Genomic DNA, 21,764 nt, shown 5'->3' with positions numbered 1-21,764 from the left:
ATAAAGCGTCCCGGAAGGGCGGATCAGTTGTCTTTCTGGAAACGCCTTCTTGATGGCTGCGTCAAGGCGTTCGGACGTTTTCGATCTTCAACAGCGCAGGAGCGGATGTTTCACGTGAAACATTCCCCGGTCATTTGCCGATACAGAAGGTGGAGAAGAGGGAATCGAGAATATCCTCCACATCGACACGCCCGATGGTGCGGTCCAGAGCGCGGGCGGCAAGGCGCAGTTCCTCGGCCCGCAATTCCTCCAGACCTGCAAACTCCTGCGCGGCCCGGGCCAGATGAAAAGCCGCGGCTTCCAGCGCCAGCCGCTGCCGCTCGCGGGTCACCAGAGCCGGCTCGCCGCCGGCAAGAGTGGAGGCCCGCTTTTCGATTTCGGCCAGCACCTTTTCCAGCCCCTCACCGGTCTGCACCGAAAGCCCAAGCCAGCCGGCACCGGCCTTTACCCCGCAATCACATTTGCTGCGGATCTTCACGGCATGCTCAAAGCTGGCCGGCGGGGGCTCCTCCTCCGGCGAGAGCCAAAGCACCATATCCGCCGCTTCCGCCCGCGCCAAAGCCCGGCGCACACCTTCAGCCTCCACCACATCCGCCGTTTCACGCAGGCCCGCCGTATCCAGCAAGGTGACCGCCTGTCCGGCCAGTTCCAGATGCACTTCCAGCACATCGCGTGTTGTGCCCGGAAGGTCTGAAACGATTGCCGCCTCGCGTCCGGCAAGACGGTTCAGCAGGGTTGATTTTCCCGCATTGGGGCGCCCGGCAATGGCCACCACCAGCCCGTCACGCACCCTTTCCCCCCGCGCCGCATCAGCAAGGGCGGCCGCGATTTCCTGCTCCAGAGGGGTAATGAAGGCATTGGCCTGACGGGTCAGATCCTGCGGCACATCGCCTTCATCAGAAAAATCGATACTGGCTTCCACCAGGGCCAGAGCCGAAACCAGCGCCTCCCGCCAGCCTTCCACCCGGCGCGAAAGAGCGCCTGATGCCTGCGCCAGAGCCTGCCGCCTTTGCGCCTGCGTTTCGGCGGCAATCAGATCAGCCAGCCCCTCCACTTCGGCCAGATCCATCTTGCCATTGGCATGGGCCCGGCGGGTAAACTCCCCGGCCTCGGCCGGGCGCAGGCCGGGCAGGCGCGCCAGGGCACCCAGCACCCCCGCCACAACAGCACGCCCGCCATGGAGGTGAAGTTCCGCCACATCCTCTCCCGTCACGCTGTTGGGGCCGGAAAAGAACAGGATGAGAGTGCGATCCAGCAATTCGCCATTGTGCGGGTCCCGCACATCGCGATAGCGCGCCGCGCGCGGCGGCGGCAGGGTGCCGGCCATGGCCTCCAGCGCCTGCCCGGCCTGTGGCCCGGACAGGCGCACCACAGCGACGCCGGAGGGCAGGCGACCCGAGGAAAGGGCAAAAATGGTTTCGGCGGGCATTCTTCACCTGTCAGCGGAGGGGCGACTTGCAAGCGCCCGCATTCTTCATGACCATGGCTTATAGCAACAGAAGAATCCTTTTGCTGCGGGCCCCACAATGCCGGAGAGCATGATGACAGAGAACCGCCTTTCCGGGGAAACCAGCCCCTATCTGCTCCAGCACAGGAACAATCCGGTCCACTGGTGGCCCTGGGGGCCGGAAGCGTTTGCGAAGGCGCGCGCCAGCGGCAAGCCGGTTCTGCTCTCCATCGGCTATGCCGCCTGCCACTGGTGTCATGTCATGGCGCATGAGAGCTTCGAGAACGAAGAGATTGCCGCGCTGATGAATGCGCTGTTCATCAATATCAAGGTGGACCGGGAAGAGCGGCCGGATGTCGACCAGATCTACATGTCCGCCCTGCATCATATGGGGCAGCAGGGGGGCTGGCCGCTCACCATGTTTCTGGATGGGGAAGGCCATCCCTTCTGGGGCGGCACCTATTTCCCCCCGCATTCGCGCTATGGCCGCCCGGGCTTCACCGATGTGCTGAAGCAGATTTCAGCGGTCTATCACGAGGATCCGGCAAAGGTGCGCCAGAGCGCCGATGCCCTGCGCGCCCGGCTTGAAAAGGCCGCCCGCCCACCCGGCACCATCACCATTTCGCGCGAGGACCTTTCCTCCCTTGGCGAGCGTCTCACCGCTGTTCTGGACCCGGTGCATGGGGGACTGAAAGGCGCCCCGAAATTTCCCCAGTGCAGCCTGCTGGAATTTCTCTGGCGCAGTGGAACCCACCAGAAGAATGACGCGCTGACACAGCCCGTCATCTTTGCCATCCACCGCATGAGCGAGGGCGGCATTTATGATCATCTGGGCGGCGGCTTTGCCCGCTATGCGGTGGATGATGCCTGGCTGGTGCCGCACTTCGAGAAGATGCTTTACGATAATGCCCAGCTTCTCGAACTGCTCGCACTGGCCGGTTACGAGACGCATGACCCGCTCTATCTCACCCGCGCGCAGGAAACCGTGGAGTGGCTGGAGCGGGAGATGATGAGCCCGGAAGGGGCCTTCACCGCCAGCCTGGATGCCGACAGCGAGGGTGAGGAAGGGCGCTTCTATGTGTGGAGCGCGGAAGAGATCAGCGCGATTCTCGGCCCCGATGACGCCGCCTTTTTTGGTCGCTTTTATGATGTGACCCGTCAGGGCAACTGGGAAGGGCACACCATATTGAACCGCACCAAGGCCGGTTCTGTATCCCTGGAGGACGAAGCCCGGCTGGCCCCGCTGCGCGCGAAACTGCTCAAGGCCCGTGCCCGGCGGGTTCGCCCCGGCCGTGACGACAAGGTTCTGGCAGACTGGAATGGCCTGATGATCGGGGCCCTTGCCCGGACAGCCGTGATGCTCGGGCAGGGGGCGTGGATTGCTCTGGCCCGCCGCGCCTTTGATGCCATCTGCACCCACATGATGCGTGACGGGCGGCTGGGGCACTCCCTGTGCGGAGGCAAGCTCGTGTTTCCCGGTCTGTCCTCAGACCTTGCCGCCATGGCCCGCGCCGCTATCGCCCTGCATGAAGCAACGGGTGAAACCGCGTTTCTGGATCGTGCCCGGCAGTTTCTGGAGTTGCTGGAAGAACACCATCTGGATGCGGCCAGCGGCACATATTTCCTCACGGCTGATGATGCTGAGGCACTGATCATGCGTCCCCTCAGCAGCCATGATGAAGCCCTGCCCAATCCCAATGCGGTGGCGGCCGATGCCCTGTTGCGGCTCAGCGCCCTGCTGGATGATGAGCTGCTGCGCGCCCGGGCAGACCGGATTCTGGCCGGTCTTTCGGGGGCGGCCAACAGGAATGTGCTCGCGCATGGCGCAACACTGAATGCGCTCGATACCCGCTTCACACTGGCCCAGATCACGGTGGTGGGCACGGGAGCGCAGGCCGATGCATTGGCCCAGGCAGCACTGGCCCTGCCATTTCCCCTGCGGGTCGTGCGCCGGGTGATGGACATGGGCAAGGTTGCGCCAGACAGCATCACCGCCGCGCGCATCGCATCCGCCCCGGCAGAAGGCGCGGCCTTCATCTGTGTGGGAGAAAACTGCACCTTGCCGGTGACAGATCCGGAAAAGCTGAAAAGTGCGATCCTGAATATGCAGGCTTGAGGAGCAAGACCCGTCAAAAATGGTGACTGCCTCTAAAATCGCCTGAGAAGGTCACTGGCGGGAATTTTCACCTTCATGACCGAAGGATCAAAAGTGATGTCAAATTCCCGCCAGAACGCCTTATATTCGATCAGTTTTCCAGATCGGTTCATGCATATTTGATAGAAAAAATTTATCAGACACTCTTCCCGGCATCATCCGCATATTTCAGCCAGAGTGCCTTCTCGCCCATGCCGGCGATGAAGGCTGCATGAGCGGCCTCCTCCTCGGGCGTGAGACGCGAGGGCACGGGGGCGGGACGCTGGCGGGCCTGACTGTGCGAGACACTGACATTCACGGTTTCGGCCGTTTGCGTTCGCGTGTCCTCTTCCACAAAACCCATCAGGCTGATCTGCCGACCACCCAGAAGTTCGACATAGACATCCGCCAGCAATTCGGAATCGAGCAAGGCGCCATGCTTCACGCGGCGTGAACCATCGATGCCGTAGCGGCTCATCAGCTGGTCGAGCGTATTGCCATTATTGCCATGCTTGCGGCGGGCCAGATCCAGCGTATCGACCACACGGTCATAAGAAATGAGTGGCTTGGAAACCCGCTCCAGTTCCGCATTCAGGAAGCCGATATCGAACTTGGCATTATGGATGACGAGAGTATCATCCTTGATGAAATCCAGAAACTCATCGGCAATGTCTTCAAAAAGCGGCTTGTCGGAGAGAAACTCCTCCGAAAGGCCGTGCACATTGAAGGCCTCGATCGGCATGTCCCGCTCGGGATTGATATAGACATGATAGACATTGCCGGTGAGCACGCGGTTCACCATTTCCACGCAGCCGATTTCCACCAGCCGGTCACCGGCATTGGCTTTCAGGCCCGTGGTTTCGGTATCGAGCACGATTTCACGCATTTTCTTCTCCTGCCCAATGCCTTCAGCGACGGCCCGGCCCCGCAAGAGAGCGGATGATGCCGGCCACCTGATGCTGCGCGGAGCCAAAGCCCCGGCTGGTATCAATGATGAAATGGGCCCGCTGGCGCTTCAGCGCATCCGGCATCTGGCGGGCCTTGATGGCTTCAAACCGCTCCTGCGTCATGCCCTCACGGCTCATCACCCTTTCAAGCTGCACGGCGTGCGGGGCGGTAACCACGATCACCGCATCCACACGTTCATGTCCACCAGCCTCAAACAGCAGGGGAATGTCGAGAACCACACAGCGTGCCCCGCAAGAGCGCGCCCGCGCCAGAAAGTCCTTTTCCTCCGCTGCAACAAGAGGATGGACAATCTGTTCCAGCCGTTTCATGGCCCCGGCATCATTCAGCACGCGGGCGGAAAGGGTAGGGCGGTCAATCTCGCCATTCCGGCTCACACCGGGAAAAGCGGCCTCGACCGGCGCCACCGCCTTGCCCCGATAGAGCGCATGCACGGCTGCATCCGCATCATGAACCGGCACACCCAGGCTGCGAAACATGCTGGCGGTTGCCGATTTTCCCATGCCGATAGAGCCGGTGAGACCGAGGATCCACATCGGGTTCAGTCCTTCAAATCCGCTGGGCTGCCTGTTTCACGTGAAACAGTGGTTCAGCCTTTATCGGTGCCCATGATGTCGGCCACGAGTGTGGCGCGCAACTCATCCGTCACCTGTGGACGCACGCCGAACCAGCGTTCAAAACCGGGAACGCCCTGATGCAGCAGCATGCCCAGACCATCCACGATCCGCAATCCGCGGGCCTGCGCCCTTTCCAGCAGCGGGGTCAGCAGCGGCACATAGACAATGTCCGTCACCACCGCATGTTCAGGCAGGGCAGACAGGTCAAGATCCAGCGGTTCCGAGCCCTTCATGCCCAGGGAGGTGCAATTCACCAGCACGTCCGCTTCCTGGAGCAAGGCCGGCACATCGGCAAAATCACGCGGCTGGACAATGGCCGGATAGGGTCTGGCCACGGCTTCCGCCCGCGACAAGGTGCGGTTGGCAAGATAGATCCGCCCGAAACCACGGCTCACCAGTGCATGGATGATCGCCCGTGAAGCACCGCCCGCACCCAGAACCAGTACCGTGCCACGCGACTTGTCCCAGTCTTGTGCACATTCATCCAGATTGGCGAGAAACCCATAGCCATCCGTATTGCTGCCATGGAGTTTTCCACCCTCTATCCACAGGGTGTTGGCGGCTCCGAGCGCGGCGGCTGTCTCATCGGCTTCATCAAGGGCTGAAAATGCGATTTCCTTGTTCGGAATGGTGACATTGCAGCCCACATATCCATGCTCCGCGAGATTGCGATAAAATCCCGCGGCCTGTTCAGGAGGAACATCCTCCCGAACATAAACACCTGAAAGACCGATTGTTTTCAGCCAGTAGCCATGCAGCAGCGGAGAGCGCGAATGGGCAACCGGATGTCCGGTGACACAGGCCCGGCGGATCATGGCAGAAAACCCCTTTCCCGGAAGAAGGGCAGGATCTGGAGCAGGGGCAACCCGAGAATGGTGAAATGATCCCCCTGCACACGGGTGAACAGATGCAGCCCCACCGCCTCGAGCTGATAGCCGCCAACGGAATCCATCACCCTGTTTCCGGCTGCCGTCAGATAGGTGTCGAGCATGTCATCCGAAAGATCGCGCATGGTGAGATAGGCGCTGGAAACCGTCTCGAACACCACTTCACCATCTATCACCACCGCCGCGGCGGAATGCAGGGCATGGGTGGCGCCGGAGAGGATCTGCAACTGCTTGCGGGCCAGTTCCATGCTCAGCGGCTTGTGGAACATCTGGCTGCCCAGCGCCAGGGTCTGGTCCGCACCCAGCACGATGCGTCCGCGTGAGGTCTCGGAACCGGCAATCGCCTTTGCGCGCGCGAGTGTGAGGGCGATCTGGTCGGGCTCCAGCTTGCCTTCCACCTCGGCCTGAAGGGCGCGCTCGTCCACATTCAGGGACACGGTTTCCACCGGCACCCCGGCATGCACCAGCAAGGAGAGGCGGGTGGTGCTCTTGGAGGCCAGAACCAGCGGCTGTTCATGACGCCAGAGGATTTTGTTTTCCATGTCAGGCCTCGGATTGGACGCGGCGACGCCGCTCATGCAGCAAAGCCATGATATTGGCAGCGGTTTCCTCGATAGACCGGCGGGTCACATCGATAACAGGCCATCCATTACGGGAACACAGCCGCCGGGCAAAGGTGATTTCCTCCCGCACGGCATCACGATCCGTATATGAACCGGCGGAATCCACCGCGTTCAGCCCCAGAAGGCGGTTCTGGCGGATTTCGACAATCCGCTCGGGACTGGCCACAAGCCCGACGATCAGCGGTTTTTTCAGCATCTCGACATTTGGCGGCACCGGCACTTGCGGCACCAGCGGGATATTCGCGGTCTTGATGCCACGGTTGGCCAGATAGATGGAGGTCGGCGTCTTGGAGGTGCGCGAGACACCAAGCAGCACCACATCCGCCTCTTCAAGATCATCCACAAGCTGCCCGTCATCATGCATGACAGTGTAGTTCAGGGCATCGATACGCTTGAAATAGTCCGTATCCAGCGCATGCTGGCCCCCCACCCGCGGGGTCGGCTCCCCGCCCAGATAGGACTGGAACATCCGCACCACCGGGGCGAGAACGGACAGCACCGGCACCCCCAGTTCGGCGCAGCGCTCCTTCAGGCAGCTGCGCAGCTCCATATCCACGAGCGTATAAAGCACGATGCCGGGATTGCTCTCGATCTCGCTCAGCACCCGTTCAAGCTGCTTCATCGAGCGGATGAGCGGATAGACATGCTCGATGGGACGCACATTGGCATATTGGGCACAGGCGGCCCGGCCCACATTGATGAGGGTTTCTCCCGTGGCGTCTGAAACCAGGTGGAGATGGAAATAGCTTTCCTTGCGCGGTTGTTCAGTGCTCACGATATCCACCGCCCCTGTGGAAGAGTGTTGATGAAGCCATGCCTCCACGGGAGTGGCAGGCGCAGGCTGTTGAAAGGACTCATAACTTTCCACAATTCAACTTGCATGGACTGAATCCGGACCCCTCCTGTGTGTGAATGTGAATATCAGCTTTGCCACAATCGTTAATCCTTTATTAACGCGCCCTTGCGGCCCCTCCAGCCTGCGACAAATGCAGCCGGCAAATGGTGATGACATGTGGAGCGGTTGTCGACAGTCCTGTAAATGGTTAATCAACCGTAAAGACTCTAAAGACTCTCATTTAAAAATATATTCCTTGATTGAAGGCTGGCGATGAATGGCTCTGTGGCGACAAGGTCGCCTTTCCTGCAGGTACTCGATGGAACCCCTCTCAATCCGCCTCCGCTCTGGATGATGCGGCAAGCCGGACGCTATCTGCCGGAATACCGGGAGGTGAGGGCTCAGGCGGGTGACTTCCTCTCGCTGTGCTACAATCCCGAACTTGCATCCGAGGTAACCCTTCAGCCCATCCGCCGGTTTGGGTTTGATGCGGCCATCATTTTCTCGGACATTCTGGTCGTGCCCCATGCGCTGGGCGTTGGCCTGCGGTTCGAGACGGGTGAAGGCCCCCGCCTTGAGGAAGTGAACCAGGCCGAGCGCATCGCCGCTCTTCCCGATACGCTCGATCCGGCGAAGGTACAGCCGGTCTATGAGGCGCTTGCCAGAACCCGTGCGGCCCTGGCCCCGGAAACGGCGCTGATCGGCTTCTGTGGCGCGCCCTGGACCGTGGCGACCTACATGGTGGCTGGCCGGGGCACCCCGGATCAGGCCCCCGCACGCCTTCTGGCCCTGCGGGAACCGGCCCTGTTCCAGCGGCTGATCGATCATCTGACCGATGTTTCCGTCGCGCATCTTTCGGCGCAGATCCGGGCAGGTGCACAGGCGGTGCAGATTTTTGACAGCTGGTCCGGCGTGCTCGACCCGCTTTCCTTCGACCGCTGGTGCGTGGAGCCGGTGCGGCGCATGGTGGAACAGCTGCGGGCCGAGCATCCCGGCGCGCGCATCATCGCCTTCCCCAAGGGCGCCAGCATCGAGGCAATGGAGAAGCTTCAGGCGGTAGGCGTCACCGCGCTGGGGCTGGACTGGACGGCGGACCGCGCCTCTGTCTGCGCCCGGCTGGGCGACAAGGTGGCCCTTCAGGGCAATCTCGATCCGCTGCGGCTGATTGCCGGCGGTGGTGCGCTGGAAGAGGAAATTGCCGGCATCCGGCAGGATTTCGCCGGCTGCCGCCACATTTTCAATCTTGGCCACGGCATCCGCCCCGAAACGCCGATCGCCCATGTGGAAGCACTGGTCGCCGGCGTGCGCCGCGCGCTCTGAGGCGGGAACGAGCTGATGTTGTATTTGTGGATCAAGGCGCTGCACATCATCGCTGTCATTGCATGGATGGCGGGGATGCTCTATCTGCCGCGCCTCATGGTGTACCACACCATGGCGCAGGTGGGTTCGGACAAGTCCGAAACCTTCAAGGTGATGGAACGGCGTCTGCTGAAAGCCATCATCAATCCGGCGATGATCGTGGCCTGGCTGGCGGGGCTGTATCTGGCCTGGGAAGGGGGCTGGTATGCCGAGCCCTGGTTCCATGCCAAGCTCACGCTGGTGATCATCCTTTCCGGCGTGCACGGCATGATGAGCCGCTGGGTGAAGGACTTTGCGGCTGACAGGAACACCCGTTCCACACGATATTACCGTATTGCCAATGAAGTCCCGACAGTTCTGATGATCGGCATCGTGCTGCTGGTGGTGCTGAAGCCATTTTGATTGGGATGAACGCAGATAGGGTCTTGCGCATGCCTGCGTGCCTGCTATCCTGAGCAGGCTTTCCTCAACGCAGGCATTGCGCGTCCTGATGTCCGGCCATCCAACGGGTCGACCGACGCGCCAGCTGGAAGTTCCTTACCCGGCTCTCATCTGTAGATCTGCGATTTCCACCCTTTCCAATGGCCAGCGTGAGTTCTCTCCGCTGGCTCTCTCCTGAGATTCAATCGAGGCTTTCCCATATGCGGGAAGTGAAACTTCAAGACCTTAAAACCAAAACCCCTGTCGAACTCCTCACCTTCGCTGAAGAAAACGAGGTGGAGAACGCCAGCACACTGCGCAAGCAGGAACTGATGTTCGCCATTCTCAAGCAGCTGGCGCTGCGCGATACGGAGATCATCGGCGAAGGGGTCGTGGAAGTGCTGCAGGATGGCTTCGGCTTTCTGCGCTCTCCCGAATCCAATTATCTGCCCGGGCCGGATGATATCTATGTCTCCCCCTCGCAGATCCGCCGCTTTGGCCTGCGTACCGGCGATACGGTGGAAGGCCAGATCCGCTCCCCCAAGGAAGGGGAACGCTATTTCGCCCTTCTCAAGGTCAACACGATCAATTTCGAAGACCCTGAGAAAATCCGCCACAAGATCAATTTCGACAATCTCACCCCGCTTTATCCGGACGAGCGCCTGAAGCTCGAAAATGAGGAAAATGCGGGCAAGAAAGATTTCTCGGCGCGGGTGATCGACATTGTCGCGCCCATCGGCAAGGGCCAGCGCTCCCTGATCGTGGCGCCGCCCCGCACCGGCAAGACGGTGCTGCTGCAGAACATCGCCAAGTCCATCACCGCCAATCATCCCGAGTGCTATCTCATCGTGCTGCTCATCGACGAGCGGCCCGAGGAAGTGACGGATATGCAGCGTTCGGTGAAGGGTGAGGTCATTTCCTCCACCTTCGATGAACCGGCAGCCCGCCACGTGCAGGTGGCCGAGATGGTGATCGAAAAGGCCAAGCGTCTGGTCGAGCATGGCCGTGATGTGGTGATCCTGCTGGATTCCATCACCCGCCTTGGCCGCGCCTACAACACCGTCGTGCCGTCCTCCGGCAAGGTGCTGACCGGTGGTGTGGACGCCAATGCCCTCCAGCGGCCCAAGCGCTTCTTCGGCGCGGCCCGCAATATCGAGGAAGGCGGCTCGCTCACCATCATCGCCACGGCGCTGATCGAGACCGGTTCGCGCATGGATGAGGTCATCTTCGAGGAATTCAAGGGCACCGGTAACTCGGAAGTCATCCTCGACCGCAAGGTGGCGGACAAGCGCGTCTTCCCGGCCATCGACATCACCCGTTCCGGCACCCGCAAGGAAGAGCTGCTGGTTCCGGCCGATACGCTCAAGAAGATGTATGTGCTGCGCCGTATCCTCAACCCGATGGGCACTGTCGATGCCATCGAGTTCCTGCAGGACAAGCTGCGCCAGACCAAGACCAATCAGGACTTCTTCGATTCGATGAACACCTGATTTCGTCTGTCTACATGTATACAGGCATGAAGGCCGGTCCATATGGGCCGGCCTTTTTCATTGCGGGGGCTCTGCGGCCTGTGGCGGCGCGTCGCATCTGCTGTCAATTCCGTAAGAACCACATATGCGCTCTTCCGGTTTGGGTCGCGAGCACCTATCTTTGAACAGACACAAGGTGGATGCACGCTGAGCACAGATCAGGGCATCCGGCCAGGACCGCTCCCCGGAACGGTCTGTTTTCGAGGATTGCCCCCATGTTCATTCAGACCGAAACCACTCCGAACCCGGCGACCCTGAAGTTCCTGCCCGGTCGCACCGTGCTGGCCGAAGGCGTGCTGGACATGCCCGATGCCGATGCCGCGCTGGTTTCCCCGCTGGCGCAACGCCTGTTCGATGTGAAGGGCGTGGAGGGTGTGTTTCTGGGTGATGATTTCATCACCGTCACCAAGGGTGCCGGTGAATGGGCGCAGCTGAAGCCGGCCATTCTGGGCGCCATCATGGAACATTTCATGTCCGGTGCACCGGTGGTGAGCGAGAATGCGGTTCTCGACAGCACGGACGGTGATGAATTCTTCGATCCGAAGGATGCCAGCATCGTTGATACCATCAAGGATCTGCTCGACACGCGCGTGCGCCCGGCGGTGGCCGGTGATGGCGGTGACATCACCTTCCGCGGGTTCAGGAACGGTGTGGTTTATCTCAACATGAAGGGGGCCTGCTCCGGCTGCCCGTCCTCCACCGCCACGCTCAAGCACGGGGTGGAAAACCTGCTGAAGCATTTCGTGCCGGAAGTGCTGGAAGTACAGGCGGCCTGAGACCACAGCCCCGCAGACATGAAAAAGGCTCTGGCCGCATGGGGCCAGAGCCTTGTCTTTTGGAACAGCGGATTGTCAGCTTTGCTCGTGCCGTGGCTTTTCCGCGGCAAGACGGCCGAAGTCCGGCGCATCCGTTTCCTGCCCCATCTCGATGATGGAGCGGCGGATGGCGCGGGTGCGGGTGAAATGATCGAACAGCTTTTCCCCATCGCCATAGCGGATGGCGCGCTGAAGAGCCGTGAGATCTTCCGTGAAGCGGCCCAGCATCTCCAGAACCGCCTCACGGTTATAGAGGAAGATGTCCCGCCACATTGTGGGGTCTGATGCCGCGATACGGGTGAAGTCACGAAAACCGCCGGCCGAGTATTTGATCACCTCGGAGGCCATGTCCTCTTCCAGATCGGCGGCCGTACCCACGATATTGTAGGCGATGAGATGCGGCAGATGGCTGGTGATGGCGAGCACCAGATCATGCCGGCGCAGATCCATCACTTCCACATCCGCACCCATGGCCCGCCACAGGCTGGAGAGACGCTCCACCGCCGTCTCATCGGCCCCCTCGGGCGGGGTGATGATGCACCAGCGGTTCTCGAACAGGGTGGCGAAACCGGCATCCGGCCCCGAACATTCCGTGCCCGCCACAGGATGGGCCGGGATGAGATGGGCATGGGCCGGCACATGGGGCGCCATCACGCTCATGACGGCACCCTTGACGGAGCCCACATCAGACAGGATGGCCCCTGGCTTGAGCTGGGGACCGATCTGGGCGGCAACAGCACCCATCGCACCCACCGGCACACACACGATGATGAGATCGGCCTCACGCGCCGCCTCAGCCGCATTCCCGGTCACCTCATCGGCAAAACCCAGCTCGCGCACGCGGGCGCACACGGCAGGGTCCTGGTCCGCCACCACAAGGGTGCGGACCAGCCTGCGCTCCCGCACCGCGCGGGCAATGGATGAGCCGATGAGACCCGCGCCGATGATGAGCAGCCGTTCAAACAGGACCGGTGTCACGCGCCTTGTCCTTCATTTGCCTTGCCCGCCATGAAATCGGCCAGGGCCGCCACGGCAAGGCGGTTGGCCTCCTCGGAACCCACGGTCATGCGCAGGGCATTGGGCAGGCCATAGGAGGCCACCACCCGCAGGATGAGACCACGGCGGATGAGGAAGGCATCTGCCTCGCGCGCCGTAAGCCCGGGCGTTTCGGGGAAATGGATGAGCAGGAAATTGGCGACCGAGGGGGTCACCTTCAGGCCGATCTTCTCCAGTTCCGCGGTCAGCCAGGAGAGCCAGCGGGCATTGTGGTCCGCCGCCTTCTCCACATGGGCCTGATCGGCAATGGCCGCCGCGCCCGCAGCAATGGCCGGCGTGTTCATGTTGAACGGCCCGCGCACGCGGTTCATGGCATCGATCACATGGTCCGGGCCCACCGCCCAGCCAATGCGCAGGCCGGCAAGGCCGTGGATCTTGGAGAAGGTGCGGGTCATCAGCACATTCGGGGCGGAAAGCGCCAGTTCGAGGCCCACCTCATAATCATTGCGCCGCACATATTCGGCATAGGCGGCATCGAGAACCAGAAGGACATGGGCCGGCAGGCCGGCCTGAAGGCGGCGCACCTCGGCAATCGGCAGATAGGTGCCGGTGGGGTTGTTCGGATTGGCGAGGAAAACCAGCTTCGTGCGTGCGGTCACACGGGCGAGAATGGCGTCCACATCAGCGGTCAGGTCCTTCTCCGGGGCAACCACCGGCGTACCGCCAGCCGAAAGCGTGGCGATGCGGTAGACAAGAAAACCGTGCTCGCAATAGATCGCCTCGTCACCGGGGCCGAGATAGACATGGGCCACCAGATTCAGCAGCTCGTCTGAACCCGCGCCGCAGATGATGCGCGCCGGGTCCAGCCCATAGGCATGGGCAATGGCCTTGCGCAGCACGGAAGCCGTGCCGTCAGGATAATCCTCCAGCCGCGCTCCGGCGCCGGCATAGGCTTCCAGGGCCTTCGGGCTCGGTCCGATCGGTGTTTCATTGGAGGAGAGCTTGTAGACCTTCTCCACTCCCGGCGCATGGCTCTTGCCCGGCACATAGGCACTGATGGCCAGAACGCCGGGGCGCGGCTCGGGCCGCGAGGAGGTGGAAGAGACTGCGGACATTGAAAAACTCCGGAACGACGACAGACCCCGGCTTCAGACATGCGGGGGCCTCACCTGTGGCGACATACACCCGCAAGAGCGCATATTCACCTATATTTACGTGCGTCACGGCATTTACATGATCCATGCTGCAAGCGCCCTTGCGGTTCATCCGCGCAGCCTGCCATCAGGCCTTGCCTGCGCATGGCGCCAGAGGGAGGCGCCGGCAATGGAGCGCTGGAAAAACGCCGGCATCGCAGGGTGATATATCATCTGTTCGATGATACCGGCCATAATATCACTGATGTAGCGATGAAGGAGATTTGCCGTTATATCCAGTTCTGCAATTGTGCGGCGGCTCCCGCGGATGCTGAAACTGTGCGCCTGTTCAAGGACAGGGAGCATATCAACCATATTATCCTGTTGAATCCTGCCGGTCTCATGTTTCCGTGCAGGAAAGTTCAGTACCTGATTACAGGCACAAGCACCATGAGCACACCCGGCAACTGAATCTCAATTGCTTCTCAGGGCAAGGGCTGTCTCCAGCCATGCCGATGAGGACGGATCGACAAACAGGAGAAACAGGATGAAGGTCTTGTCTGAAATTGCCCGCCATCTCTTGCTTCCGACGGCCATGGCCCTTGCCCTTGTCTTCCCCGCCATGGCGCAGGAAGATCCGCTGCCCTCATGGAACGAGGGCCCGCGCAAGGCCGCCATCATCGATTTCGTCAAGGCGGTCACGGACAAGGATGGCGGGGAATATGTGCCGCCATCCGCACGCATCGCGACCTTCGACAATGATGGCACGCTCTGGGTTGAGCATCCCGTCTATACCGAGATCGTCTTCGCTCTCGACCGGGTGAGGGCCCTTGCCCCCCAACATCCTGAATGGAAGACGACCGAGCCGTTCAAGTCCATTCTGGAAGGCAATATGGAGGGCATCAGAAATATCGGGATGGACGGGATCAAGGAGATCATCGCCGTCACCCATGCCGGCATGAGCACCGCGGAATTCGAGAAGATCGTGACGGCATGGATCGCCGAGGCAAGGCATCCGCGCTTCAAGCGGCCCTATACCGAGCTGGTCTATCAGCCGATGCTGGAAGTCATCCGCTATCTGCAGGACAATGACTTCAAGACCTATATCGTTTCCGGCGGCACTGTCGAGTTCATGCGCCCCTGGACCGGGAAGGTCTATAATATTCCCCCGGAGCAGGTGGTGGGCACCGCCATCAAGACCGAGTTCAGGCTCGTGGATGGCAAGCCGGAACTGCTGCGGCTTGCCGATCTGGAGTTCCTGAACGATTTCGGCGGCAAGCCGGTGGGCATCAATTCCCATATCGGCCTGCGTCCCATCGCATCCTTCGGCAATTCAACCGGAGACCAGCAGATGCTGGAATGGACCGCCGCCGGGGATGACCGCCGCCTCATGATGCTGGTGCTTCATGATGATCCGGTGCGCGAATATGCCTATGGCCCGGCCGATGGGCTGCCGGATACCCGGGTTGGCACCTTCACCCAGGCGCTGCTGGATCAGGCCAATAACAGCGGCTGGAATGTCATTCACATGAAGGATGACTGGAAGACCATCTTCCCGAAGGAATGAATGGTCCGGGCCAAGACCCGGTCCTGCTTATGCCGTGCCGCCATTCTCCACCCGGTGGATGGCGGCATGGCTGCCCACATGTTCCAGGCTGCGCAGGCCGGCACCGGCCGCCTTCAGGGCAGCTTCCGCCTCCTGCACCTGACGACCGGGCGGAACGGAGAGCAGAAGAGCTGCCCCATCCAGCGCCACATCGGGGGCCACCAGCACATCCATGCTGGCGGGCAAAGCGTGGGAGACAGCGGCGTTCCAGCCGGAAACCCGCAGGGAGAACAGCTCCACCTCGCGCACGGCCGCATCCCGAATGGGGTGTGAAACCACGAACACCGGCAAGCCGGCGGGGTGGTCCGCCCGTTCCACAAAAGGCAGGCGGGCGATGATCTTGGGCGCGCCTTCCCCTTCCAGCGCGCTCCACCATGGGGCGCCCGTGCCGGCCGTGGCGGGCAGCAGACCCAGATCTCCGGTGGAAGCGGCCACGGCGGCAATCACCGCACCGGCGCTCATATGCGGCACGAAGGGTACGGTGAAGCCGAAATGGAAGCGGGCGCTGTCCCGCATTGCCGGCTCGCCGACCTCAAGGTCCGCATGCACGCTGTAGGGCGCCTGCACATAGGTGAAGGTGGCGATGATGACCCGCCAGATGCTTTCCACCGTATCCAGCGGCAACAGGCCGTGATGGCGCTCCACCAGACGGCGCATCATGTCCGCCTCGCGGGCGGGGCGAAAGGCCGAGCCTTCCGATGCGCCGCGCTTCACCGCAACCAGCCGGTCGATGATCTCGCTGCGCTCCATCAGGAGATGGTGCATGGTCTCGTCGATGCGATCGATCTCGGCGCGAAGATCGGCGAGGGAGATGGAAGTTGTATCTTTGGTCATGGCCGTTCACCGGGTGAAGCGCGAGGCTTAACGGGAATGGGCGCGAAGATCAAAGAGAAGATCAGGGAAATGTCGCGGGATCACCCGTCATGGGTGCATCACGGGGCGGTCTCCGCCTGTTCCCGCAGTGTGCCGGAATGGGACCAAAGATCCGGCTTGGCGTACCGGATGCATGTGCGATGACATCACTGTGCCGGCAAAATACAATAGTTAGCCAGCTATTATTTCCTCGGAATGCTTATCCCTCCGGGCGGTCTTCCTTACGCGGGGACTGTTCCTGCGGTGGGGCAGGGGGGTGAGATGGAGTGCGGCGGGCTTCGGCCGCCATGCGTGCAGAACGCAGGACAGGCTTGTAAAAGCCGGCGCTTGAACCGGCAACCAGCCAGTAGACCAGCCCGCCCGCCAATCCCGCGGCAATCACATAAAGCGGATTGCCAACCACGGCGGCCGGATCAACCTGCCCGTTCACCAACACCTCACCGGGAAGCTGTGCGCCGATCCATGCCGAAACCACACCATTGGCGGCATGGAAAATCCACGAGCGCACAGCGAACAGTTCCGCAAACAGAATGCCCACCGCCGCCACCAGCCACATGGAGGACAGCAGAACCACCAGCAGGCCAACCGAGGTGACGGTGGCCAGCATGATGCCCATCATCAGCTCATCGGGCATCTGGGTCTGGAAGAGGCTGCCCACCTGCCATTCACCGATGACGATGACAGCCGCACCCGCCAGCACCGCCAGAAAATAGCCGACCGGCACCAGAAAGAAGCGCAGCAGCAGTCGCAGCAGCGAGTCTATGGGGTCGGGGCCTGTGCGCTGTCTCACACCCTTATCCTTCGGGAGGGGCGCAAGCCCGCTCTCATTCACCCGCGGCAGCCATGGCGCGAAAGGCGAGGCGCTCACGGGCGGAAAGCTTCTCGCTCTCGCTCTTGAGCTGCCCGCAGGCGGCCAGAATATCGCGCCCGCGCGGGGTGCGCACGGGGCTGGCATAGCCGGCACGGAACACGATGTCCGAGAAGCGCTCGATGGTGTCCCAGTCCGAGCATTCATACTGCGTGCCGGGCCAGGGGTTGAAGGGGATGAGGTTGATCTTCGCCGGCACCCCTTCCAGCAGCTTCACCAGCGCGCGGGCATCGGCGGGGGAATCGTTCACCCCCTTCAGCATCACATACTCAAAGGTGATGCGCTTGGCGTTGGAGGCCGCCGGATAGGTGCGGCAGGCATCCATGAGCGCCTTGATGGGATACTTCTTGTTGATCGGCACCAGCACATCGCGCAGGTCATCGCGCACCGCATGCAGCGAGATGGCGAGCATGGGCCCGACCTCGCGGCCAAGCTGCTCGATCTGCGGCACCACGCCGGAGGTGGAAACGGTGATGCGGCGCTTGCCGAGACCCAGCCCGTCGCCGTCGGAAAGGATCTCGATAGCCTCGGCCACGCTGTCATAGGCATAGAGCGGCTCGCCCATGCCCATGAACACGATGTTCGTCACCAGCCGGTCACCCTCGGTGGGCAGGCCGGGGCCGACGGCGCGCTGCTGGCCGGGATAATCGCCCAGCCTGTCCCGCGCCACCATCACCTGCGCCACGATCTCGGCGGCGGTGAGGTTGCGCACAAGGCGCTGGGTGCCGGTGTGGCAGAAGGAGCAGTTGAGCGTGCAGCCCACCTGGCTGGAGACGCACAGCGTGCCGCGATCGCTCTCGGGGATATAGACCGCCTCGATATCGTGCGGCCGCTCGCCGGGATGGTCGGCCGGGAAGCGCAGCAGCCATTTGCGGGTGCCATCCTGCGAGACCTGCTCCATCACGATCTGCGGCCGCGCCAGTGTGTAATGCTCGGCCAGCTTCGCGCGCAGATGCTTGGAGACGTTGGTCATCTCCGCAAAATCGGTGGCCCCGCGCAGATAGATCCAGTGCCAGAGCTGGTTCACGCGCATGCGCGTTTCACGCTCGCTCACGCCAATGGCGGCCATCGCCTCGGCAAGCCGCGCGCGGCTGAGGCCAGCCAGGGAAGGCAGTTCAGCCTGCGGGGCGGGCTGGGGAACGGTTTCAGTCATGGCAAGGCCAGCGGTGGCAAGGTCAGGGGCAGCGCTCATGGCTGCATACATACTGCCGATTGCGGCATCTTTCCATGCCAAGCATGCACAAGGGTGCAGATTGGCGCGCAGATGCCTGATCCAGCCTCTGCGCCATGGTTTCGCGGCGGCATGAGGCAAAGGCCGGCCCCGCAAAAGGCTGGAGCGTTTCGCTGCCCCGTTGAGACGGCGAAACGCTCCGGATGCCTTGTCTTGCCGTCAGGCCGGGCTCCGACAGCCAGGCCTGCAAGCGGGTTTCAGCCGGTCAGCGGCACTCACGCGTTGCCCGGTCCAGAGCGGCGGAGACGCCGTTCAGGGAGTAGGTATCGGTGGTGACATTGCCACGGCCGGATGTGCCGCTGAAGACCAGATCCCTGCCACCACGCATGGCCGCCACCAGCCGCCCTTCGTCAGACACATTGCGCACCCACGCGCCACGGTCCTTCGTATAGAGCTGAAGGCTGAAGGAGCCGACCTTCACGGTCGCCTCGCTATTGGCCCGCATCGGATAGCCGACCGTGAAGCTGACCTCATCCTTCACCTTCTCACCCGGGCGGGTGGAAACGAAGAGATAGGCCGGGTCCCGGTTGAGGCCGGCAGGTGCGCGCGTCTTGGGCTGCGTGATGGCGTAGCAAACCTTCGGGCTGCCGGTGGAAACATACACGCTCCAGTCACCAAACTGGGCGACGGGCTTGGATTGCCCCTGGGCCATGGCGGGAGCCGCAGCAAGGAAAGCAAGACAAATACCCAGGAGCGTCGGACGGACATGACGAGGTGCCATGGCTTCTCCTTTTCGCCGGACCCGCATGGACGGGTGACCGGAATTGAGGTTCAGAGCCTGTGCGCCGCGTTTTAGCGATCGAGGCGGACGAAAATTAAGGGCGGGCGCGCCTTGGGCTTTTCTTAGACCAAGGCTTCCGTCCACCTCAATCCGTGAACCACTGCGAAATAAGCGATTCTCGGAGTGAAGACCCCTTCGACCATCATCGCCCGCAACAGCGCGAGTGAGCACTCGCAAGACTTTGCGGCGAAATTGGACAAGAGGCTGGACGACCTTCCCGGGACTGCACAATCTACCCGTTGGGTTAACCATTGGTCACCAGACGGAGGGGTCTGGGCAGGGGGAGGAACAGGCGTATGAAAGCAGTGATGTGTGAGCAGCATGGCCCGGCCGAACAGTTGCGGATCGTGGAGCTGCCCGATCCCCGGCCGGGGGCGGGAGAGGTGCGCGTGAAGGTGCGCGCCGTGGGCCTCAACTTCTTCGATACGCTCATCATTCGCGACAAGTATCAGGTGAAGCCGGAGCTGCCCTTTTCCCCCGGCGCGGAGTTTTCCGGCGAGGTGGAGGAGCTGGGGCCGGGGGTCAGCGATTTCGCGCTTGGGGACCGGGTCTGCGGCTATGTGACCTATGGGGCCGCCCGGGAAAAGATCATCGCCGCCACCAGCCTGCTGGCCCGCATGCCGGATGATCTGGATTTCGTGACCGCCGCCGGATTGACCGTGACCTATGGCACCTCCCTTTATGCGCTGCGTGAAAGGGGGGAGCTGAAGGCGGGGGAGACGCTGGCGGTGCTGGGGGCATCGGGCGGTGTGGGGCTGGCCGCGGTGGAGCTGGGCAAGGCGATGGGCGCGCGGGTCATCGCCTGCGCCTCCTCGCAGGAGAAGCTGGACTTTGCCCGTGCCCACGGGGCTGATGAGGGCCTCAATTACAGCACGCAGGACCTGAAGGCCGGCCTGAAGGCATTTGGCGGCGGCAAGGGGCTGGACATGGTGTTCGATCCGGTGGGCGGCCCCTATGCCGAGCCGGCCTTGCGGGCGCTTGGCTCGCTCGGGCGCTATCTGGTGGTGGGTTTCGCCGCCGGGGAGATTCCCCGCATTCCGCTCAATCTGCTGCTGCTGAAGAACTGCGATGCACGCGGTGTCGTCTTTGGCCCGCAGGCCCGCAACAATCCGCTCTGGCTGAAGGAGACCGCGGAGCTGCTCATGGCCTATGCGCGGGAGAAGAAGATTTCCGCCCATGTGGATTCCACCTTCCCGCTGGAAGAGTGTGCCGCCGCATTGGGCGAGATCGCCGGCCGCCGGGTGAAGGGCAAGGTGGTGCTCACCGTGTGAGCTTTCCGGGCCGCGATGAAACATGAAAAAAGCCGGCGCGTGAGGCGTGCCGGCTTTCGAATTCCTGAACGGGTCATCAGGCCGGAAGGCCCGGACCTGCATGCCCTGTGCGGGTGCGGATCACAGATCGGCCCGGCGCAGTCCCTCCAGCGCATCCTGCGCGGCGGAATGGTGGAGCGGGTTGATATGATCGGTCAGCATGCGCAGCGTGCCCAGCAGCAGGGCCGCGTCATCGCTGTAGCCGACGATCGGCAGAACGTCGGGAATGGCGTCCACCGGCATGATGAAATAGGCCAGCGTGCCGAGCAGGGCCGCGCGCACCTTCAGGGGTGTGCTCTTGTCGAAGGCGGCGTAATAGGCGGCAATGGCATCCTGCGCGAACGGCACATGGGTGGCGGAGCGCTGCAGCTTCTTCCAGAAGCCGCGACGCACCTTCTTCTCATTGTCCGAAGCGCGTTTTCCGTCGTCTCCGGCCAGGCTCTTCCATTCCAGCGCATTGATCGAAGCGGTATTCAGATTGCTCATGGTCCACACCATCGCGCCAGATATGGGGGCGGCACAGGCGCTGTCCTGATCTGGCTGACTTCTGCAACCTAGAGAAAGGAATTTGAGCGCCCTGCGTCAAGAGACGGGCTGCAATTAATAGCCATTCTAAAAAACTCCGGCAGGCGAAAGCCCCTTCATCCCAGCGGATAAACCGCCTCCACCAGATAGGGGCCACCCCCCACGGAATTGCGGGACGAGAACAGGACAAAGCGTGGAACGGTAAAGGGCATGCTGTGGTAAGGCCCTCGCATGGCAAGATAATCCGCCACCTGCCGGGGCGATGTCTCCCGCAGCCGGGCAAGGGTGACATGGGGTTTGAAATTGCGGCCCTCGGCTTCCAGACCCATGCGCTGGAGGCGGCGTTCCTGCTCGGCCTGCAATTCCAGCAAGGCAGGGTTGTTGCGCACGGCGGCAAAGAGTGATCGCGGCTTGCGCCCGCCAAACTGGTCCAGCCCGGCCAGCTCCAGATCGAAGGCCGGCCGGCGAACGGCGCCCAGCTCGTCCATCACATCGCGGGCGGTGGCATCATCCACATCGCCGATGAAGCGCAGGGTGACATGGTAGTTTTCCGGATCGATCCAGCGTGCGCCGGAAAGGCCGCCCCGCAGGAAGGAAAGCCCCTGTCCCACCGGGGGCGGGATTTCGATGGCGGTAAACAGGCGTGGCATGCTGACCTCCGCAAGACGCATCCGGCAGATGGCCCGGCCCGTTCCGCCCTCGGGCGGCTGCGGGCCAGCCTCCATGCCGGCACCTTTGGCCATCAAAGCCCATTCATGTGAGGGTTGAAAGACTGTTCGCCCATCATCCCCGGTTCTTGTGCCCGGGGC

General features: G+C 62.2%; 22 protein-coding genes. 7 read left to right on the top strand and 15 right to left on the bottom strand.

Features of this window, described 5'->3' with window-relative positions:
* Nucleotides 1-130 precede the first annotated feature (130 nt).
* Complete coding sequence (gene mnmE / locus ACT6QG_RS02985; RefSeq protein WP_444976111.1) at nucleotides 131-1,429, bottom strand: tRNA uridine-5-carboxymethylaminomethyl(34) synthesis GTPase MnmE; 1,299 nt, start codon at nucleotides 1,427-1,429, stop codon at nucleotides 131-133.
* A gap of 109 nt (nucleotides 1,430-1,538) precedes the next feature.
* Between mnmE and ACT6QG_RS02980 the strand changes: the two genes are divergently transcribed.
* Nucleotides 1,539-3,563, top strand: a complete 2,025-nt coding sequence (locus tag ACT6QG_RS02980; protein ID WP_444976110.1) for a thioredoxin domain-containing protein — start codon at nucleotides 1,539-1,541, stop codon at nucleotides 3,561-3,563.
* A gap of 175 nt (nucleotides 3,564-3,738) precedes the next feature.
* Here ACT6QG_RS02980 and dnaQ read toward each other — a convergent pair whose 3' ends face one another.
* Genes dnaQ through ACT6QG_RS02955 form a run of 5 tightly spaced genes read right to left on the bottom strand, consistent with a single transcriptional unit; the run spans nucleotide 3,739 to nucleotide 7,449 of the window.
* Complete coding sequence (gene dnaQ, locus ACT6QG_RS02975) at nucleotides 3,739-4,467, bottom strand: DNA polymerase III subunit epsilon (protein WP_444976109.1); 729 nt, start codon at nucleotides 4,465-4,467, stop codon at nucleotides 3,739-3,741.
* A gap of 22 nt (nucleotides 4,468-4,489) precedes the next feature.
* Entirely contained in the window at nucleotides 4,490-5,083 is a 594-nt protein-coding gene (gene coaE, locus ACT6QG_RS02970) for a dephospho-CoA kinase (protein WP_444976108.1), read from the bottom strand.
* Nucleotides 5,084-5,136: 53 nt separating this feature from the next.
* Nucleotides 5,137-5,979: a shikimate dehydrogenase gene (locus tag ACT6QG_RS02965; RefSeq protein WP_444976107.1), complete on the bottom strand. Its 843-nt coding sequence runs from the start codon at nucleotides 5,977-5,979 to the stop codon at nucleotides 5,137-5,139.
* Nucleotides 5,976-6,593: a Maf family protein gene (locus tag ACT6QG_RS02960; protein ID WP_444976106.1), complete on the bottom strand. Its 618-nt coding sequence runs from the start codon at nucleotides 6,591-6,593 to the stop codon at nucleotides 5,976-5,978. The genes ACT6QG_RS02965 and ACT6QG_RS02960 overlap by 4 nt, the downstream gene beginning before the upstream one ends.
* 1 nt (nucleotide 6,594) lies before the next feature.
* The gene (locus tag ACT6QG_RS02955; RefSeq protein ID WP_444976105.1) at nucleotides 6,595-7,449 is read right to left on the bottom strand and encodes a pyruvate, water dikinase regulatory protein; all 855 of its coding nucleotides are present in this window, start codon (nucleotides 7,447-7,449) and stop codon (nucleotides 6,595-6,597) included.
* 333 nt (nucleotides 7,450-7,782) lie between these two features.
* On the opposite strand from ACT6QG_RS02955, the gene hemE reads away from it, so the two are divergent.
* The 4 genes from hemE to ACT6QG_RS02935 all read left to right on the top strand — a co-directional run bounded on the left by hemE (nucleotide 7,783) and on the right by ACT6QG_RS02935 (nucleotide 11,593).
* Entirely contained in the window at nucleotides 7,783-8,829 is a 1,047-nt protein-coding gene (gene hemE / locus ACT6QG_RS02950; protein ID WP_444976104.1) for a uroporphyrinogen decarboxylase, read from the top strand.
* Between the two features lie 15 nt (nucleotides 8,830-8,844).
* Nucleotides 8,845-9,270, top strand: a complete 426-nt coding sequence (gene hemJ, locus ACT6QG_RS02945; RefSeq protein WP_444976103.1) for a protoporphyrinogen oxidase HemJ — start codon at nucleotides 8,845-8,847, stop codon at nucleotides 9,268-9,270.
* 239 nt (nucleotides 9,271-9,509) lie between these two features.
* On the top strand, nucleotides 9,510-10,778 hold the full coding sequence (rho, locus tag ACT6QG_RS02940) for a transcription termination factor Rho (RefSeq protein WP_444976102.1): 1,269 nt from the start codon (nucleotides 9,510-9,512) through the stop codon (nucleotides 10,776-10,778).
* A 254-nt stretch (nucleotides 10,779-11,032) separates the two neighbouring features.
* The gene (locus ACT6QG_RS02935) at nucleotides 11,033-11,593 is read left to right on the top strand and encodes a NifU family protein (RefSeq protein WP_444976101.1); all 561 of its coding nucleotides are present in this window, start codon (nucleotides 11,033-11,035) and stop codon (nucleotides 11,591-11,593) included.
* A gap of 75 nt (nucleotides 11,594-11,668) precedes the next feature.
* On the opposite strand, the gene ACT6QG_RS02930 is transcribed toward ACT6QG_RS02935, so the two are convergent.
* The 3 genes from ACT6QG_RS02930 to ACT6QG_RS02920 all read right to left on the bottom strand — a co-directional run bounded on the left by ACT6QG_RS02930 (nucleotide 11,669) and on the right by ACT6QG_RS02920 (nucleotide 14,136).
* Complete coding sequence (locus tag ACT6QG_RS02930) at nucleotides 11,669-12,610, bottom strand: prephenate/arogenate dehydrogenase family protein (protein ID WP_444976100.1); 942 nt, start codon at nucleotides 12,608-12,610, stop codon at nucleotides 11,669-11,671.
* The gene (gene hisC, locus ACT6QG_RS02925) at nucleotides 12,607-13,743 is read right to left on the bottom strand and encodes a histidinol-phosphate transaminase (RefSeq protein ID WP_444976099.1); all 1,137 of its coding nucleotides are present in this window, start codon (nucleotides 13,741-13,743) and stop codon (nucleotides 12,607-12,609) included. The genes ACT6QG_RS02930 and hisC overlap by 4 nt, the downstream gene beginning before the upstream one ends.
* 147 nt (nucleotides 13,744-13,890) lie before the next feature.
* On the bottom strand, nucleotides 13,891-14,136 hold the full coding sequence (locus ACT6QG_RS02920) for a hypothetical protein (protein ID WP_444976098.1): 246 nt from the start codon (nucleotides 14,134-14,136) through the stop codon (nucleotides 13,891-13,893).
* Between the two features lie 172 nt (nucleotides 14,137-14,308).
* On the opposite strand from ACT6QG_RS02920, the gene ACT6QG_RS02915 reads away from it, so the two are divergent.
* Nucleotides 14,309-15,328: an HAD family hydrolase gene (locus ACT6QG_RS02915; protein ID WP_444976097.1), complete on the top strand. Its 1,020-nt coding sequence runs from the start codon at nucleotides 14,309-14,311 to the stop codon at nucleotides 15,326-15,328.
* Between the two features lie 27 nt (nucleotides 15,329-15,355).
* Here the strand turns inward: ACT6QG_RS02915 and ACT6QG_RS02910 are convergent, their stop codons facing one another.
* From ACT6QG_RS02910 to ACT6QG_RS02895, 4 genes are all read right to left on the bottom strand, one after another.
* Nucleotides 15,356-16,201 (bottom strand): chorismate mutase, encoded by an 846-nt coding sequence (locus ACT6QG_RS02910; RefSeq protein ID WP_444976096.1) that lies wholly within the window; start codon nucleotides 16,199-16,201, stop codon nucleotides 15,356-15,358.
* 238 nt (nucleotides 16,202-16,439) lie between these two features.
* On the bottom strand, nucleotides 16,440-17,030 hold the full coding sequence (locus tag ACT6QG_RS02905) for a hypothetical protein (RefSeq protein WP_444976095.1): 591 nt from the start codon (nucleotides 17,028-17,030) through the stop codon (nucleotides 16,440-16,442).
* 34 nt (nucleotides 17,031-17,064) lie between these two features.
* The gene (gene rlmN / locus ACT6QG_RS02900) at nucleotides 17,065-18,300 is read right to left on the bottom strand and encodes a dual-specificity RNA methyltransferase RlmN (protein WP_444976094.1); all 1,236 of its coding nucleotides are present in this window, start codon (nucleotides 18,298-18,300) and stop codon (nucleotides 17,065-17,067) included.
* A 244-nt stretch (nucleotides 18,301-18,544) separates the two neighbouring features.
* Nucleotides 18,545-19,060 (bottom strand): invasion associated locus B family protein, encoded by a 516-nt coding sequence (locus ACT6QG_RS02895; RefSeq protein ID WP_444976093.1) that lies wholly within the window; start codon nucleotides 19,058-19,060, stop codon nucleotides 18,545-18,547.
* 356 nt (nucleotides 19,061-19,416) lie between these two features.
* Between ACT6QG_RS02895 and ACT6QG_RS02890 the strand changes: the two genes are divergently transcribed.
* Nucleotides 19,417-20,391 (top strand): NADPH:quinone oxidoreductase family protein, encoded by a 975-nt coding sequence (locus tag ACT6QG_RS02890; RefSeq protein WP_444976092.1) that lies wholly within the window; start codon nucleotides 19,417-19,419, stop codon nucleotides 20,389-20,391.
* A gap of 120 nt (nucleotides 20,392-20,511) precedes the next feature.
* Here the strand turns inward: ACT6QG_RS02890 and ACT6QG_RS02885 are convergent, their stop codons facing one another.
* Both ACT6QG_RS02885 and thpR read right to left on the bottom strand, forming a co-directional pair.
* Nucleotides 20,512-20,916: a YkvA family protein gene (locus ACT6QG_RS02885; RefSeq protein WP_444976091.1), complete on the bottom strand. Its 405-nt coding sequence runs from the start codon at nucleotides 20,914-20,916 to the stop codon at nucleotides 20,512-20,514.
* 155 nt (nucleotides 20,917-21,071) lie between these two features.
* On the bottom strand, nucleotides 21,072-21,605 hold the full coding sequence (thpR, locus tag ACT6QG_RS02880) for an RNA 2',3'-cyclic phosphodiesterase (protein WP_444976228.1): 534 nt from the start codon (nucleotides 21,603-21,605) through the stop codon (nucleotides 21,072-21,074).
* Nucleotides 21,606-21,764: the final 159 nt, after the last annotated feature.

The organism is Haloleucobacter ellipsoideus, from assembly GCF_052491725.1.
This window is presented reverse-complemented; position numbering and strand designations above follow the sequence as displayed.